This is a genomic window from Iodobacter violaceini (assembly GCF_011601265.1).
GTDB classification, from domain to species: Bacteria; Pseudomonadota; Gammaproteobacteria; order Burkholderiales; family Chitinibacteraceae; genus Iodobacter; species Iodobacter violaceini.
In genome coordinates this window covers 30,374-47,384 of the sequence record NZ_JAAOLX010000005.1, presented here as the reverse complement: position 1 = coordinate 47,384, position 17,011 = coordinate 30,374, and the positions used below count along the sequence as shown (strand labels likewise).

The window sequence follows — 17,011 nt, the reverse complement described above, 5'->3', positions numbered from 1 at the left end:
AAAACCCCGGAAGAAATTCCGGGGTTTTTTTATTGGGCGTAAGACACGGCGAGCCGGTTTTTAATGATCTAGTCTGGTATTAGTTCGGTTTTGCTAAGGAGCACAGAGCATGCGATGCTGGCTTGGGGTTTGTCTATGTGTATGGATTTTTGGCTGCTCTGCGCTTTGGGCGGAAGAAGTGACTATTTTTGCCAGCGATGATTACCGGCCTGTCACTTTTCGCAATGATCAGGGGCAGGAAGATGGAATCGGCTATACCGTGATTAAGCATTACGAGCAATTAAGTGGTAATAAAGTTATCTTAGATATGGCCTCCTGGAAACGGTCCTATTTGCTGGCAGAAAAAGGCAAGGGAGGCATTATTGGCCTGTCTAAAACCAAAGCAAGGCTGGAGATATTTGATTATTCCGAGCCCTTTTATGAATCTATCGTGGGGCTGGTGGTAAAAAAGGGAAAAGAGTTTCCTTTTAACTCGGTGGCCGATCTGAAAGGAAAAATAATCAGCGTAACAAACACGGCCAGTTACGGTGAAGAATTTGATCATGCGCTGGCTGCGAAATTGTTTCAGGTTGATGTGAATTACACATCTGATGTGCGCTTAAAAAAACTGCTTTATGACCGGGTTGATTGTGCAGTCGTTAATAATGCAGAAAATAGCCTGGATTCCATGCTGAAAAAAGATCCTGATTTATTGACTAAGCGTGATCAGTTTGTTTATCTGAGTAAACCGCTGGTTCGTGATCCTATTCATTTGGCATTTCATAAATCAATGAAGATGCAGGCATTTTTAACTGAGTTTAATCGTGCGATTAAGGATGCAAAGCAAAAAGGAATGATTCCTTAATCACTGGCTTGCTATCAATTTGAAGCAGTATCCCGGATCGGGATGGTCTTTGCATGAGGTATGGGCATGAAATATTCAATTCCATTTTTATGCATGGCTCTGATTGCATCAGTATGTGCAGCGGTGGAGCTTACTATTTTTGCCAATGAAGAATACCGGCCAGTTAGCTACAAAGATCAGCATGGCATGGCTTCTGGTGTGGCATCTGAAATCATTAAACGGCATGAATTGCGTACGGGCGACAAAATTAAACTTGAAATGAGCTCATGGCGGCGTGCTTATGAGCTGGCATTAAAGGGGCAGGGTGGGATTATCGGGCTTTCAAAAACCAAAGAGCGCTTATCTTTGTTTGATTATTCAGAGCCTGTTTATGATGTGCTTGTGACTGTAGTCGTTAAGAAAGGAAAAGAATTTCCTTTTCGATCAGTTAATGATTTAAAAGGCAAGCTGGTTGGGATGACCAATGGTGCCAGCTATGGTGCAGAGTTTAACGCAGCACTTGAGGCGCACCTTTTTACTGCTGATTTTAATTACCTGTCTGCTGCAAGGTTTAAAAAATTACTACATGAGCGCGTGGATTGCGTGGTCTTTGGCGGAGGGCAGCAGGGGCTGCTGCAAGCGCTGAGTTCAGATCCTGAGCTGCAGGCTAATCAGGATCAGTTTGTTATATTAGAGCACCCCCTGATTTATGATCCCGTTTATCTGGGCTTTCATAAGTCAATGAATATGAAGCCTTTTTTAAATGCGTTTAATAAAACAATTAAAGAGGCTAAAAACACGGGTATCTTGCCTAAGACTAAAAATTAGACCGTTGTTTTTAAAGTGTATTCAGCCCCGTGCTCCGCTTATTCTTCGCCTGGTGCGTACTGAGCAAAGACTTCGGCTTCAGTCATATTATGGGTTGCATTAGCAAAATCATAAAAAGCAGGTTTTTTATCAATAAAAATCTGGTGATCAAAAATAAACTCGTCCTGTTGCTCAAATAAACCAGCAGACACAATATATTGCTGTGCTTCTTTTAAATAATAAAATAAATGGCTGCCACATTGTTTGCAAAAACCCCGCTCCGCCCATTCAGAAGAGGCATAGCGGCTGATCATATCCCCTGCCGAAAACGTGACATCTGTGCCACAGTCTGTGGCCAGAAAAGGGCCCCCGGTCCATTTTCTGCACATATTGCAATGACAAGCCCCAATTTTGGGGTTCCTTGCCTTTGCACTTAATTGCACTGCACCGCATAAACATGCACCTTTATATTCCTGAGTCATGATCATCTCTTAAGTGGGGGAATAACGCTGATCTTATCTGATTACGTTAATGTCATGTATGAATTTGGCATGATATAAATGAGATCTGTTTTTCTAAAGGGTATGACCGTGTAATTCGCAATAGCCAGCAGTGATCAATCGTTGTTAGTCTTGGTGCAATTGATAAGGAGGATTTGTTTTGACGCAACAGCAACGTGCTTATGCCTGTGGTTTATCTGCCGTATTGGCGTGGTCTACTGTGGCCACTGCATTTAAATTAAGCCTCGCTCATTTAAGCCCGGCGCAATTGCTCCTGTATGCCAGTGCAGCATCATTGCTGGCATTAATGTCTATTTTAATTTATCAGGGGCGCTTGCATGCAGTGTGGCCTGCTTTTCGTAAAAACTGGCGCGTTTCACTATTGTTTGGCGCAATTAATCCTTTTGCATATTATCTGGTTTTGTTTAAAGCCTATGATTTATTGCCAGCACAAGAAGCGCAGGCTATTAATTACACATGGGCATTAACGATGACTTTGCTGGCTGTGCCTCTTTTAAAACAGCCATTAAAACGAAATGATATGCTGGCAGCTTTGCTTTGCTATTTTGGTGTCTTACTTATTGCAACCAAGGGAGACTTGTTGCATTTAAATTTTTCAAATTTAAATGGTCTGGGGCTGGCACTAATTTCTACCCTGCTGTGGGCTGCTTATTGGATATTAAATACAAAAGATAAAAGAGAGCCAGTACTGGGATTAACCCTTAATTTTGCTGTTTCTTTGCCCCTTTCTTTTTTATGGTGCCTTTTTCATGGTGAGCTGGTCAGTGTCAGCTGGCAGGGTATTGCCGGAGCTGTTTATGTGGGCGCTTTTGAGATGGGGTTTACCTTTGTATTGTGGTTGTTTGCTATGAAGCTGAGCCAAAGCACCGCAAGGATTGCAAACCTTATCTTTTTATCGCCTATTATTTCTTTGTTTTTTATTTGGCTGTTCATTGGCGAGACAATTCAAGTATCCACTTTGCTGGGCCTGGGGTTTATTTTGCTGGGTTTGTTGGCGCAAAAGCTGCAGGGGGCCAGACTTTGCTGATATCTGTAATCCGGCACAGCCTTATCCTGAATCAAACGTCAGCAGCCTGAGGTGGGCTTGCTGGCGCAGAAATCTGCTTTAGTGATCTGTTACAGGGTGAGCAGGAGCAGGGTACTCATGGGCTGCCAGGTACTCCAGTGCTGCATTTACTGTAAAAAATATTTTTTAAGCACTAAATGTGTGTCTTTTGCATCTTGCTGCCGGGGCGATTAATATTTTTTTGATTGCCATGCCGCCAATAAGGGGCATTCGTTAGTGTTTTATAGATTTTTTAGCGATATAGCTCAGGCTATATCGCTATTTTTGTGTGCGTTGTTTATGTGGTGAAAAATTTAAATTGGTATTTGTTAATTAAATTCATTTTAATGACGTATGAATTTTTATTGTGTTTTTTGATTATTTTGTGTGATTAATATCACATTGATTTTGTGCGTGTTTAAAGTCAATTCATTTTTTTATTCTGGTTTTTCATTGTCCGGCTTGTTTTTAAATATCAGCAAATGATTATTTATGATTTTACTGGTATTGCTGATTAATTGTTCCTAAGTTTTTCAAGCAAGCACAGGTTTTTGTTTTTTGTTTTTTGCAGCGTGTACAGGGTAATTTTTAATTTTTTAGTTTATGGGCTTTTTGCTACATTAGCGGTCATATATTTAATTGCTTTAATTGGCTGTTTGAATATTAAATAATTGTTTGCTTTGGATTGATTTTATTTAAATGAATTGGTGCGGAGTAAAGGATAGCGTCATGTTTTTTTGTGTCTAATATGCGGGAATAAATGTCATGGTTCGTACCGCGCTTATTTTGCCTGTTCGTAATGCCGGGCCTTATTTGGATCAGTTATTACCTGCACTGGCTGAGCAAACACTAAAAGTGGATGAGTGGCTGGTTGTTGATAGTGAATCTTCTGATGATTCGGTGGCCAGGTTTGCTGCTGCGGGCGCTATGGTAAAAATAATTGATGCAAAATATTTTAATCACGGCGGCACACGTGAATGGGCGCGTCAGCAAATTAAAGCCGATATTGTTATTTACATGACCCAGGATGCTATACCGGCTAATCCGCAGGCATTGCAAAATTTGCGGGATGCCATTCTGGCCAATGACTCCATTGCCGCAGCATATGGCCGCCAATTGCCCCGCTCAGGCGCGGGTGTTTTGGAGGGGCATTCCCGCAGCTTTAATTATCCGGAGCAAAGCCGGACCAAGCGCTTTAGTGATGCGCCAGAATTAGGGATTAAAACGTGTTTTAGTTCAGATGCCTTTGCCGCATACCGCAATACGGCGCTGGATGCCGTTGGTGGCTTTCCTGCAGACATTATTGGCACCGAAGACGCTTATGTGGCGGGGAAAATGCTATTACAGAATTGGTGTATTCGTTATGAGGCCTCTGCCGAGGTCTTCCATTCCCACCACTACACCTTATTGCAGGAATTTCGGCGCTATTTTGATATTGGCGTTTTTTATGGCCGCGAATCATGGATAGGCGATCTGTTTGGCAAAGCGGGCAGTGAAGGGCGGCGTTTTCTTGCTTCAGAGCTGCAGGCTTTATCCCGTGCCGGTCAGCGCTGGCGCCATCCTGAAGTGATGCTCCGTGTGGTGTGCAAGCTGGCGGGGTATCGCTTAGGGCATCTGGAAAAATATCTGCCCCGTTTTGTAAAACGCCACATTGGCATGTTTGCGGCTTACTGGAAATAACGAGCGATGAAAAATAGCGCCGTACTCTGCCTGCTTATATTTTGCCTGAGCGCTTGTTCCACACCCGGCAGCTTGCTGTTGCCTGAGCAAAGTGTGCTGGACGAGCGCAGGATTGAGTTGCATAACATCAGCCAATTACCTGCGCCAATGACCCGAATTATGAATGGGGATACCCTCAGAATTGTGAGGGATGCACAAACGCCTGCTGAAAAAGATGAAATGGTTTTATTTTTTGTCCGGCCGGATGGCTCTTTTTCTTATCCTTTTGTGGGCTTAGTTCAAGCCGCACAGCGCAGCCCTGAAGAAGTGGCTACAGAGATCAGTGAAAAACTGGCTGCAATTTATCGCTACCCGAAAGTCACCGTGAATATCGCGATTGCTCCGGGAAATCGTGTCTTTGTTGGCGGAGCAGTGCGTAATCCTTCTGCTTTTGAATTAACTGCAGCCGCGAGTATTGAGCAGGCCATTATTGGCGCAGGCGGTGTATTACCCACCGCAGACAGTGAGCATATTGCTTTACTCAGGATGGATGCTGCGGGGCTTTACCAGGTTTATTTCACTGATTTCAGCCAGTTTTTACAGGCTAAGTCCCAGCACCGTGGCGTGATGCTGCAAAGAGGGGATATTGTCTTTGTGCCTAAATCTGCACTTGGCAATGCGATTGAGGGCGTGGATTTATATTTCAATCAGTTAATTCCTTTTTCCAAGGGGATTGGGATTGGGTTTAGTTACGATTTGAATAAAACCACGGGCTCATCCACCACAGTGACTTTGCCATGATAGAAATTCGCACATTCCGGGATATTCTCCGGCTTTTCTTTATTTTTAAAAGAGAGTTTCGCTGGGCGCTGATTGCAACGGTTATTTTAATTGTACTGGGGGCTTTTCTTTTACCTTCACGCTATGTTTCGGAATCCAGATTGCTTGTAAAGCCTGGCAGGGTAATGAGTACGGTGCCTATTGAGTACAGCGACAGGCAAACCATGCCCGCCCCAGGCACGCAGCGTGATCCTGTTCTTGATGAAGAAAAAATGCTCACCGGCCGGCCGGTTATCCGGCAGGTGGCTGAATATTATTTAAATGAAGTCAGTGATTATTCTGAAAAAAACGGCTGGAAGCTGATTAAGTTTTATATCAAAAAAGGTGTGACCGGCATTCTTGATGGTGTGCGCTCTGTTTTAGTTTTTATCGGGCTATCAGAGGCGCAAACGCCTTTGGATCGTTTAGCCAGTAAATTAGAAAAACAATTTGTGGTTACGCATGAAGCGGGCTCTTCGGTGATGGAAATCAGCATTACCTGGGATGATCCGCTGATTGCGCAGCGGGTAGTCAATAAATGGATAGAGGTTTATCAGACAGAGCGTGGAAAAAAACTGGCTAATGACAGCCTTTACGGTTTTTATGAGCGGGAAAGCCAGCGTATTGCCGGGCAAATTGCGGCGAATAAGGCAAAAATTGCAGAAAAATTAAAAGATATTGATGGCATGAGCAGCAAGGAAAAGCTGGAAAGCCTGAGTGATCGTATTAATAAGGTTGCTGCGCAGCGGGCAGAGGCCTATGCCCAGCAGCAGGGGCTGGCAAGCGGTATTCTGAGTGCGGGCCGTAATGCGGGTGATTTACCGCAGGAGGTGAGTAAAGAGCGTGAATTAAGTTTAAACCCCACTCAGCAGGATTTAAAACTTAAATTAAGTGGCCTGATGATAGAGCGCCTGGATAAATTAAAAAATTATCAGGATCAGGCTCCTCCGATTCTGGAGCTTAATCGCAGCATCAGCGCGCTTAAAGAGCGTATTGCCGAAGAAAAAGAAACGATTCAGCGATCCGAAAATCGGGTTCCTAATGAATTAGTCACCATGCTCAAGCGCTCCGCATTGGAGCGTGATACGCGGGTGAGCGAATTAAAAGCGCAAATGATTGCTTATGACGGCGAGTTGGCTAAGCTTAAAAATGAAAGACAGCGGATTTTATCTATAGACCCGGCCTTATCAGATTTAGAGCGTGATTTATCTGTGGCAGAGAAAAATTACCGGCTTTATATCGACAGCCTTGAAAAAGCACGTATTGACAGAGCATTAGATAATAGCCGGATTAGTAATATTGCCGTAATTGAACAAGCTACTTTTTCATCCGCCCGGGTTTTTCCTAAAAGCTTAATGATGCTTTTAATGGCGTTGCCAGCGGGTTGTGCGGTGGGTTTATTTGTTATTTATATCTGTTATTTATCAGATCAGCGTATTCATGATGGCGGCAGGGTAAAACATCATTTTGGCGTGCCATTATGGACTACGGTGATGGAGCAGAAAGCAGGCGCTTCCGCTGCTTTATCCGCCTCTTTTGAAGCAAGTATTTACCGGCTGTACAGCCAGCTGCCCTTAGCTGTACTGAAAGAAAAAGGACTGAATATTGGAATCACGTCTTCCCGGCACGGGGAAGGGGTGGGTTATCTGATCGGCCAGTTTCAGCGCATTCTGAGCGAGCGGGGTATTCCAAATCGCCTTGCAGATGATGAATGTGCCTGCCCTGGTGAGATTGTTTTGATTGATGCATCGGCTTTATTAAGTAATCAGGCGGCTTTTGTGCGGCTTAAACAGGCCGATATAATTTTACTGGTGGTTGAGGCAAGGCAATCTACCGTGCCTGTGGTTGAAAACACCCTGTCTATTTTGAATACGGCATTTAAAAAAGTAGACGGCATTATTATTAATCGCCGGCAGTTTGAGATTTCTTCCGGATTACTCAGCCGCATTTCTCGTTAAGAGGGCTTTATGCGAATAGCTCTGATTGCCCCCTTGCCGCCAGAGCAAAGTGGGATTGCAGATTATGCCGATGCATTCCAAAACGCTTTAAGCCAGGAAGGCTTAGAGATGAGTTTGCCATTTAAAAATAAACGCCTCGGGCACACGGCTCAGCTAGTTGATTTGCAAATGAAAAAAATAAACTGGCGGGATGTGGATTTAGTCCACGCCGAGCTGGGTGGCGGGCGAAATGGTGAGTTTTTAGCGCTGGAATGGCTGGCCCGGCATCACCCGCTATTGCCTTTAAGTGCAACGGTGCATGATCCGGAGCGCTTAATCTGGCGACCGCCTGGCTGGCCCAATGCCCTGAGTAAGCATCTGCCGCGTCGTGCTTATCAGATGCTGGTTCTTTTATGTGATCCGTGGACGCTGGCGCGCGAGCGCCGCCTTGCTGCAAAGTTAGCATCCTTAATTACACTCACTGATTTGGGTGCGCGTTGTTTAGCGCAAAGAATGCGTTTGCCTGAAGGCAAGGTGCTGAAAATTGCTCATGGTAATCAGATTGTGCCTGCATGGCCCTTGCCGCCTTTGCCTGCGAAAGGCGCTTTAAAACTGCTGTATTTCGGGTTTATTTATCGGGGGAAAGGCATTGAAGATTTAATCGCCGCGCTGGCCATACTTATTGCCAAGCGCCCTGAGGCCAGGCTGGAGCTGACTCTTGCCGGGGGCACTGCGCCTGAAATGACTTTTGCAAATGGGTCTTCTTATCTGGATGAATTAAAAACGCGGTTAAAAGCGGCCGGATTACCAGCGCATATGGTGCGCTGGCAGCCTGATGTGCCAACAGCAGAAATCGTTCCCTTAATTCAAGCGCACCATGTCTTGATTTTGCCTTACCAGGAATCAAAAAAGCTGACTTTTCTGGGGCAGATGCGTGGCACAAGCGGCGTGTTATCCTGGGCGGCGGCTTGTGGGCGCAGTGTTATCAGCTCTGATGCGCGCGCCTTTGCTGAAGAAGTCTCTTTTGGTAACGGGGCTGTTTATCCTCAGGGCAATCAGGCTGCTTTGGCGGCACAGCTCTTGCAACTATTGGATCAGCCTGCTTTGTTGCAGGAAAGAGGCAAGGGCGCTGAGGCGCTGGGCATGGCGCGCCGCTGGCCTAATATTGCAAAGCAATTCAGAAAACTATTTGCAAGCCTGATTCAGGGTAAACCCAATGCGCTTCATTAATTGCTGCTTGTTTGCGGCCTTACTTGCTGGCCCGGCTTTTGGGGCAGAGACAAAGCTGGTGGCCTCAAAACCCCTGGTCTGGCGTGACTTTTTAGGGGTTAATGCACATTTTTTATGGTTCAGCCCGCAGCAGGCGGCGCAGCAAATGGATCGCTTACGTGATTTGGGGCTGGAGTGGACCCGCGTCGATTTGCACTGGGACAGGCATGAAGCCAAAGAGAATGAATACTTATTCAAGCCTATCGATCATGTGGTTGATGCATTAAAAGAGAAGCAGCTTAAATCTGTTTTTTACTTAGTGGGCTCCGCGCCCTTTGCCAGCAGTGCGCCTGCTTCGGCCAGTAATAAAGACCAGTATCCGCCAAAAGACAATGAAGTCTTTGCCAAGCGTATGGGGATGCTGGCGCACCGCTATCCATCGGTAGATGCATGGCAGATTTGGAACGAGCCTAATTTACCAAGTTTTTGGCAGCCCGCAGAAAATGCGGCCGATTACGGCAGGCTGTTACAGTCTTCTGTGCGGGTATTAAAGCAGGTGGCACCTGGCAAACCCGTGGTGATGGCAGGGATGGCGTATTACAGCCAGATGCCGGTCAGGAAAGGGCTGATGCTGGAAGAGCTGGGCAAAATGGGGGCTTTAGGCTTAGGGGCCGTTGTCGCTTATCACCCCTATAGCCAGGCGCCGGAAGGCGATGAAGTTAAAGCGCGGGATTTTATTTTGCGCACAAAAGAAATAAACCAGCGTTTACGCACCATGAAAGTACCGGGAATCTGGGCAACGGAGTGGGGCTGGTCCAGCTATGCCGGGCCTGAGGAAGAGCAAAATATTATTGGCGAGGCGGGGCAGGCGGATTATCTCTTGCGCCGCCTGGTGCTGATGAGTGTGGCTGATTTTGATCGCATTTTTTTATTTGCTTTGTCTGATCTGGACAGCCGGGCCGGGGTTCGGGACCGAAGCTACGGGCTTTTAAATCTGCAGGGTAAACCCAAGCCTGCATATACGGCTCTGGCGCGTTTTTTAAATATCACCGGCCCCAGGCTTTTACCCGACGATTCCCCTGTTTACAAAGCGACGCTGGATGGCCTTTATAGCGTGGCCTGGAAAAAGCCTGATGGCACGCATCTCTGGATGTTCTGGGCAAATCAGCCCGGCAAGCTGGAGCTGGCTATATCGGGTGAGATCACGCTGCATCAGCCTTTAAGCGGGCTTAAAACCCCTCTGAAGTCTTCAACCCTTGCGGTGACGCGTCAACTGCAAATTCTGGAATGGCGCTGATGGCTTCTTCATCCGACAGTCTGACCGCTGCTTTGCTGGCTTCACCGCATTGCTCATTAAATATTCTCTGGACGCTGCCATATTTACCATGGCCCACCACCAGCGGCGGCAAGCTGCGCCAGTATCATTTATTGCGTGCGCTGGCTAATCGCGGGCACCGCATTACCCTGCTGGTGCAAAGTAAAGAGCAGCTTACGCCTGAGGTGAAGGCTCAGATTGAGCGCATTGTTGATCGCTTAATTGTTCTGCCCCGCAGGCCTTTAACGCATCCGCTTACCCTGGCTGCGGCAGCATTTGCCCCCTGTCCCTTACTTGCCAGTGTGAATGGCTTTTCCCCCAGGCTGGAGCGCGTGTTTGCTGCGCTGTCAGAGGGAAGCTGGGATGTGGTTCAGATAGAGCACAGCTATGGGATGCAGCCGTTTTTACGCCAGCTGCAAGCCAGAAAACAGCCGTTTTTACTGACTGAGCACAATGTGGAATCGTCGCTTGGGGCGGCGACTTATCAGCAAATGCCCGTCTGGATGCGGCCCTTTATCTGCTTTGATCAGTGGCGTTACCGGCTTTGGGAAAAACGGGTGCTGAGCGCAGCTTGCTGTGTTGCGGCGGTAACGGCAGAAGACGCACAGCGGCTCGCAGAAATCAGCCAGCGGGCGGTGGATGTGGTGATCAATGGCGTGGATACCGCGGCATTTGCCCATGTATGGCCTGATTTAAACAGCCAGCGAATATTATTTATTGGCAACTTTGAATATCCACCCAACCGGGATGCCGTGGCCTGGAGCCTGGATGAAATTATGCCCGAAGTATGGGCGGCACTACCCGATGCGCGTTTTGTTATTTGCGGCTACGCCATGCCGGATGCCTGGCGCACCCGCTGGCCGGATTCAAGAATCGAATGGTGTGGCTTTGTGCCTGATTTAACGCTGGAGCAGCAAAAATCAGCGCTTTTTTTAGCGCCACTGCGTGAAGGGGGCGGATCAAAACTGAAGGTGCTGGAAGCGCTGGCTGCCGGGCTGCCTCTGGTGAGTACGCCACAGGGTGTTTCTGGGCTGGCGCTGCAGCCAGGGCAACATTATTGGGCAGGGCAGACGGCGGCTGAGCTGGCTTTGGCTGTGATCCGGCTATTAAATCAGGGCGAGGCCGCCCGTGAAATGGCCGAGGCAGGCCGTCTTTATGCTTGTCAGAATAATGATTGGCAAATCAGTGCCAGCCAACTTGAAACCCTCTACCAAAAAGTAAAACATGCGGATCGGAATTGATTATCGCCCGGTAACGGCTGCGCCTTATTCGGGGATTGCCCGGCAGGTGCTGGCGCTGGAGCAGGCATTGCAAACTTTTGGCGAAGTGCAGCGCTTTACTGCCGCGCCTCTGGAGCATCCTCATCGCCAGATTGCGCATTGCCCTGCATCGGCAAGCCCCGTTAATGGCCTGCACCGCCCGCGTGAGCGCGTGAAGTTTGAGCTTGGCTTTTTGCCGCAGGCGATTAAAGACAATAAGCCGGATGTTTATATCGCAACGGCGAATACCGGCCTGCCTTTTTGGCAAACCCCGCCGGATACCCGTTATGTTTTGCTGCTGCATGATGTGTTTCAGCTGACAATGGATAACCATCATGGCAGCCGCTTAAAAGCGATGGTGTACCGGCAGATTGATCGCTTTGGAATAAGTCGCTCGGTGGCGCTGGCCGATGCAGTCTGGACACCCTCAGGGTTTACCGCATCAGAAGTGGCCAGATTGTTTCCGCAGGCGGCGGCCAGAATTGCGGTGCTGCCTAATGCGGTGCCTGCGGTACGCCCTGCCGCGCCATCATGCTTACCCGTGGGCATTCCGGCGCAATACTGGCTGGTGGTAGGCACGCGTGAGCCGCGAAAAAATATTCCCTGGTTTGTGGCCGCATGGCAGGCAGTTCGTCAGCAACACAGCAGGGTGCCAGCACTTGTTTTGGTCGGCAGCCAGGCAGATTTACCTTTGGCCCTGCGTGGTCTGGATGGGCTGATCTGCGTATCAGGGGTGAGCGAAGCTCAATTACTGGCGCTCTATGCCCATACGGCTTGTCTTTGGCAGCCATCACTTGCCGAAGGCTTTGGCCTGCCGGTGATTGAGGCGCTTGCGCAGGGCGCGCCGGTTGCTGTGGCTGAAGGCTCGGCGCTGGATGAAATCGCCCCGCCGGGCTCGCCGCGTTTTTCTCCTTATGATGGTGCTGCATTACAAGCGCTGATGCGGGGTCTGGCGCTCAGCCCGCAGGCAAAAGATTCATCAGGGCAGAAATGGGCCGCGCGCTATGCCATGCCTTCATATTGTGAGCGCTTGGGAGTATTGCTGGCGGCTTTGCGGGCGGGGCTGTAATGGCGGGGGTGTTACTTGCTTTGCTCTGTGCTGTGTTTTTTTCGGTGCTTCTGGCTTTCTCTTCGGCAGCCGTGATGCTTGCCGCCATTGTGGCACTGGTCCTGGCGCTGAATGTGCTCAGGTTTCCCTTTATGGGGCTGATTTTGTTTGGTTTTGTGGCGACGTTTATTCCCTATACCACGGTGAATATCGGCATACGTGTCACGATTTCAGAGGCGGTATTAGGCATGGTGTGGCTGGGCGTTTTCTGGCAAATGATGCAGGGACGGCTGGCCTGGCCGCTTGGCAAAACAGAGCAGCGCTTACGTTACCTCATGTTTTACAGTGCGCTGCCATTTTTAGCCGGCCAGTTCATGATGGGGGGCGCAGAAGGCAATGGCCCTGTGAATTGGGCGCGCTGGTTATTAAATTTATCGCTCCTACTGCTTTTTCCTGTTTTGGTTGATAACGGTTTGCGCCGTGATCAGCTGATTGTTTCCCTGCTGCTGGGCACTTTAGTGATGCTTTTGTTATCAGTGGGGATGTTTTTAAAAGATCACGATGCCAATACGTTTATTGTGATTTTAGAAAAGCTGAAATATGCCCACCCGGAAGCCGTGAAAGATATTTTCTCGGCTAATTTTTCCCGCATGGCCTCCCCGTGGGTGCACCCAAATTTAACTGGTGGCGTGCTGGTATTGTTTCTGCCGCTGGCCTTTTTTTATGCACTGATGCAGCAGGGCTGGCGCAGATTGCTGGGCTTTAGTGTGGTGCTGCTGGGGGCTGCAGGGCTGTTATTCAGCAGCTCGCGCGGGGCTATTGTCAGCCTTGCTCTGGTGTTGATGGGGCTGGCTTCTTACCGTGTTCCCTATGCCGGGCGCGTCATGGGGGTGGCGCTGGCTCTTGGTGTGGCTTTGGTTCTGTTTTATCCGCCATTGCAAGCGCGGCTGGCGACGACTTTTTCCAGTAGTAATGCCAGTACAGAAATCCGTATGGATGAATACCGGCGTTTTCCGGAGGCCATGGCGCGTTTTCCGCTTGGGATTGGTTTTAAGGTTGATCCCCCGCCGCCCGGGACCAATCTGCTCGGCATTTCTAATTTGTGGCTCAACTTTATTTACAAGCTGGGCATCCCCGGCATGCTGCTGTTTATTGCCGTGACCACGGCATGGTGGCGCGAATGCAGGCCACGTACTTCTTTTCGTGAGATGAGCCAGGAGCGGGGCATCTGGATTGGTTCGGGGGCAGGGCTGCTTGCGGCTTTGCTGACGGGTTTATTTGATCATTACTACAGTTTTACCATGGTCCTGATTGCGCTTTTTTGGCTGGTAATGGCAATTAATCTTCAATCTGCACGAAGCTTGCGCCAGGCGCATGATCCACTGCTCTGCGATGAGCCTTATAGGAAAACAGAAGTATGAAACATCGGATTTATCACTCCACCGCACTGCAGGCACGCCTTGAAGATTACGCGCAGAAGCTGGGTGTTACGCAGAGTGAGCTGGCAGACAGCTACCACTGGATGCTGGCCAATGATGTTGCTTTTGAAGAAGGTGATGAGGCTCATCCGCGCGTATCGATCTGCTCGGTAAATATTGAATCGCGGATTACTCACCCTTTGGCGCGGCGTTTTTATGCCCTGCTGCGGGATGAAATTCCTACCACGCTGGTTCCCTGCTACGGCATTAACTGGCCCACATTGAAAGATCGCTGGCTGCGCGCATGGGAGCAGTGCTACAACATTCTGATTAATAAAATTCCCAGCCACCATTTGCGTCTGGCCTGGCTGCGTCTGGGCGGTGCCAAAATTGGCAAAGGCTCGGCTGTATGGCGTACTACCGAGATTTTAGGCGTAGAAAACCTGGTGATTGGGGACGATAGCTGCATCGCATGGCATTGCCAGATTGATGCGCGGGCCGGGCTGATTATCGGGGATCATGTGGCGGTGGCCTCTCATGCCAAAATTATTGCGGGCAGCCATGATTTAAGCGCGCCCGAGTTCTGGTCGGTGTCCGCCCCTATTTATATCGAAGATTACGCATGGATCGCCACGGGTGCTTTGATTGGCCATGGCGCGCGCATTGGGCGGGGGGCGGTGGTCACGGCCAATACGCTGGTCAGTAAGGAAATTGCCCCGTACAAAATTGTGGGTGGCTCGGGGGCAAAGGTGATGGGCGAGCGCCCGCATGATTTAACTTATAAAGTGGGCGGCAAAGGCCTGTTTACGCTGTTCTACTAGATGTGTTGTGATGCTCAATAATACGGTTTTTCTGACCTTAGCCACGCTGGCTGGCCTTATTCTGGGCTTTGCCCGTGAATGGTTGCTGGTGGCCGATTGGGGCGCTGGGGCGCGGACAGATGCTTATCTGGTTGCGTTATTTTTGCCCGAGGCTCTGCGTACCATGCTGGCTGGCGGCTTATTGTCTGCCGCTGCTTTGCCGCTCTGGCAGGCTCAGCCTGCTTCTGCTCAGCCTTACTGGCTGGCAGGGCAGGTCAGGCATTTTTTATGGCTGGCTCTGGCGCTGGCGCTGGGGATCACGCTGGGCGCGCCTTATCTGGTGAAAATAATCGGGCTGGGTTTATCCGCTGCAGATGCCTTGCAGGCCACTCAGTCTTTGCGCTGTCTGGCATGGGTGATACCGGGCTTATTTTTGCAGGCGGTCTTTACGATCCCCATGCAGGCCAACAGCCGCTTTGTGCTGCCGGGGCTGGGCTCCTTCTTGTTTAATTTGCCGGTTGTCATTTATCTGGGCTTAGCAAAACAAGCGGCCGATCCGCTTACGCTGGCCCAGTGTTTTATTCTGGGCAGCCTCCTGATGCTGCTGCCACTTTTGCCTCCGGTCTGGCGTATGGGCTGGCGGCCCTGGTATGCTGCGCCGCGTGGCCAAACTATCTCCGTGTGGCGGCAGCTCTGGCCGCTGTTGAGCAGCAGTGTCGCCAGCCAGGGCCTGACCCTGCTCGAACGGCTGGTGGCGTCTTTTTTGGGCGATGGCTCGATTACGCTTCTTAATCTGGCACGTAAGCTGGTCAATATTCCGCTGATTGCCCTGATGAGCTTAAACCAGGTTTTGCTGGGGAAAATGAGTGGCGAAGGGCGTATGGGCAGGCGAAAAATGCTCGATACTGGCCTGCTGCTCTGCACCTTATTAACCCTGCCTGCCGCGGTGGGCTTAATTGCAACCGCGCCTGCATTAGTCGGTTTACTTCTGCCGCATGGTTTAGCACAGGGGCCACTGCCTGTCTTACTGGCTTTATTTGCGGTATCCATTGTATTTGGTGCATGGAATGCGCTGCTTGCCCGTTATTACTACGCCGCAGCAGATACCCGTACACCTTTAATTTGCGAGCTGAGCGGAAGTGCTGTGCAGTCTGCGCTTTTACTGGGGTTACCCTGTTTTTTGGGGATATGGGGGATGGCCTGTGCGGTGATGGGCGGGGTATTAAGTACGGCATGGATGCTGTGCCGAAATATTAACCCGGCCCTGCTGAGGGATATTCTGAAATGGGCTGCACTCGCGCTTTTATTGTGCGCACTAGCCGCATTTGCATGGGCTGTGCAGGGGCGAATGGCTCAGCTGGCGGTGGGGGCGTTCAGCGCATTGCTGCTGTTTGTTTCAGGTGCTTACCATTTAAAAAAGAAACTGGGCAAGACAGGGGTATAAAAATCAGGGCCAAACACTATGCTGATATTCTCAGCGCCCAAAGAGCAGGCAGAGGGGGCTATATATGTTTAGTGAAAGTTTGAGTGCGAGGCTATTGTGAAATTACTGCTACTAATGCTGTTATTGCCATTTTATGTATGTGCAGGCGAGCCGCTGATTTATGCGGATGATAGTTATTTTCCTGTGATTTATAAAGATAAGGAGGGGCAATCAGCCGGGATTTTGTATCAGCTCCTGCTGCATCATGCAAAAATAACGGGCACTAAACTAGAAATTGAGCATACTTCATGGCGAAGGGCTTATGAATTTGCCACTCAGGGGCGGGGCGGGGTGATTGGTTTATCTAAAACGTCAGCACGGCTGAGTTTGTTTGATTATTCTGATCCAATATTTGACGACAATATCAATATTGTAGTGAAAAAGGGGCGTGAATTCCCTTTTAGCAAAATTGAAGATTTAAAGGGTAAGGTGGTGGGGATTCATTTGGGCGCAAGCTATGGAGAGGCGTTTGATCAAGCTGCAGCAACAAAAATGCTAAGCGCAGATACGAGCGCAGTGCCCGCCGTCAGATTAAAAAAACTACTTTATGGCCGTATTGATTGCGCATTAGTTGGAAGCGGCCAGCTTGGTCTTGATAGTATAGTGGATGCAGATCCGGAGCTAAAAGCCAATAAAGCGCAATTTGTGATTTTAAAACATCCCCTGGTAAAAGATACTTTATATCTGGGGTTTGCAAAGAATATGAATATGCTTAAGTATTTACAATTGTTTAATCAATCGATTGCGGATGCTAAGCTTAAAAAAATAATTCCTGAAACGATTGATTAAATTGAGATAAATAAAAAAGGCAGGTTTTTACCTGCCTTTTTTATTGTGTGCATATTGGATTGAGTTTCTGCGAAAGCGC

The 17,011-nt window shown here is 49.0% G+C and carries 15 protein-coding genes; 14 read left to right on the top strand and 1 reads right to left on the bottom strand.

What is annotated here, in order from left to right:
• Positions 1-109 precede the first annotated feature (109 nt).
• A complete protein-coding gene (locus tag HA050_RS10580) occupies positions 110-844 on the top strand; it encodes a substrate-binding periplasmic protein (RefSeq protein ID WP_166825627.1) in 735 nt (244 codons plus the stop codon).
• Between the two features lie 66 nt (positions 845-910).
• A complete protein-coding gene (locus HA050_RS10575; RefSeq protein ID WP_166825624.1) occupies positions 911-1,651 on the top strand; it encodes a substrate-binding periplasmic protein in 741 nt (246 codons plus the stop codon).
• Positions 1,652-1,689: 38 nt separating this feature from the next.
• Here HA050_RS10575 and HA050_RS10570 read toward each other — a convergent pair whose 3' ends face one another.
• Positions 1,690-2,112: a GFA family protein gene (locus HA050_RS10570; RefSeq protein WP_166825622.1), complete on the bottom strand. Its 423-nt coding sequence runs from the start codon at positions 2,110-2,112 to the stop codon at positions 1,690-1,692.
• A 178-nt stretch (positions 2,113-2,290) separates the two neighbouring features.
• Here HA050_RS10570 and HA050_RS10565 point away from each other — a divergent pair, with 178 nt between their 5' ends.
• The 12 genes from HA050_RS10565 to HA050_RS10510 all read left to right on the top strand — a co-directional run bounded on the left by HA050_RS10565 (position 2,291) and on the right by HA050_RS10510 (position 16,932).
• Entirely contained in the window at positions 2,291-3,178 is an 888-nt protein-coding gene (locus HA050_RS10565; protein WP_166825619.1) for a DMT family transporter, read from the top strand.
• A 783-nt stretch (positions 3,179-3,961) separates the two neighbouring features.
• Positions 3,962-4,876, top strand: coding sequence for a glycosyltransferase family 2 protein (locus HA050_RS10560; RefSeq protein WP_166825617.1), 915 nt, complete (start codon positions 3,962-3,964; stop codon positions 4,874-4,876).
• 6 nt (positions 4,877-4,882) lie between these two features.
• Complete coding sequence (locus tag HA050_RS10555; protein WP_166825615.1) at positions 4,883-5,656, top strand: polysaccharide biosynthesis/export family protein; 774 nt, start codon at positions 4,883-4,885, stop codon at positions 5,654-5,656.
• Positions 5,653-7,632, top strand: a complete 1,980-nt coding sequence (locus tag HA050_RS10550; protein WP_166825612.1) for an exopolysaccharide transport family protein — start codon at positions 5,653-5,655, stop codon at positions 7,630-7,632. Before HA050_RS10555 ends, HA050_RS10550 begins: the two co-directional genes overlap by 4 nt.
• A gap of 9 nt (positions 7,633-7,641) precedes the next feature.
• Positions 7,642-8,841: a glycosyltransferase gene (locus HA050_RS10545; RefSeq protein ID WP_166825609.1), complete on the top strand. Its 1,200-nt coding sequence runs from the start codon at positions 7,642-7,644 to the stop codon at positions 8,839-8,841.
• Positions 8,828-10,117: a cellulase family glycosylhydrolase gene (locus tag HA050_RS10540; RefSeq protein WP_166825606.1), complete on the top strand. Its 1,290-nt coding sequence runs from the start codon at positions 8,828-8,830 to the stop codon at positions 10,115-10,117. Before HA050_RS10545 ends, HA050_RS10540 begins: the two co-directional genes overlap by 14 nt.
• Complete coding sequence (locus tag HA050_RS10535; protein ID WP_166825604.1) at positions 10,117-11,376, top strand: glycosyltransferase family 4 protein; 1,260 nt, start codon at positions 10,117-10,119, stop codon at positions 11,374-11,376. The genes HA050_RS10540 and HA050_RS10535 overlap by 1 nt, the downstream gene beginning before the upstream one ends.
• A complete protein-coding gene (locus HA050_RS10530) occupies positions 11,360-12,463 on the top strand; it encodes a glycosyltransferase family 4 protein (RefSeq protein ID WP_166825601.1) in 1,104 nt (367 codons plus the stop codon). Before HA050_RS10535 ends, HA050_RS10530 begins: the two co-directional genes overlap by 17 nt.
• Complete coding sequence (locus tag HA050_RS10525; RefSeq protein WP_205836404.1) at positions 12,463-13,863, top strand: O-antigen ligase family protein; 1,401 nt, start codon at positions 12,463-12,465, stop codon at positions 13,861-13,863. The genes HA050_RS10530 and HA050_RS10525 overlap by 1 nt, the downstream gene beginning before the upstream one ends.
• Entirely contained in the window at positions 13,860-14,681 is an 822-nt protein-coding gene (locus HA050_RS10520) for an acyltransferase (RefSeq protein WP_166825598.1), read from the top strand. The genes HA050_RS10525 and HA050_RS10520 overlap by 4 nt, the downstream gene beginning before the upstream one ends.
• Positions 14,682-14,691: 10 nt before the next feature.
• Positions 14,692-16,104, top strand: a complete 1,413-nt coding sequence (locus HA050_RS10515; RefSeq protein WP_166825595.1) for a lipid II flippase MurJ — start codon at positions 14,692-14,694, stop codon at positions 16,102-16,104.
• 114 nt (positions 16,105-16,218) lie between these two features.
• Positions 16,219-16,932, top strand: a complete 714-nt coding sequence (locus HA050_RS10510; RefSeq protein ID WP_240929048.1) for a substrate-binding periplasmic protein — start codon at positions 16,219-16,221, stop codon at positions 16,930-16,932.
• Positions 16,933-17,011 lie beyond the last annotated feature (79 nt).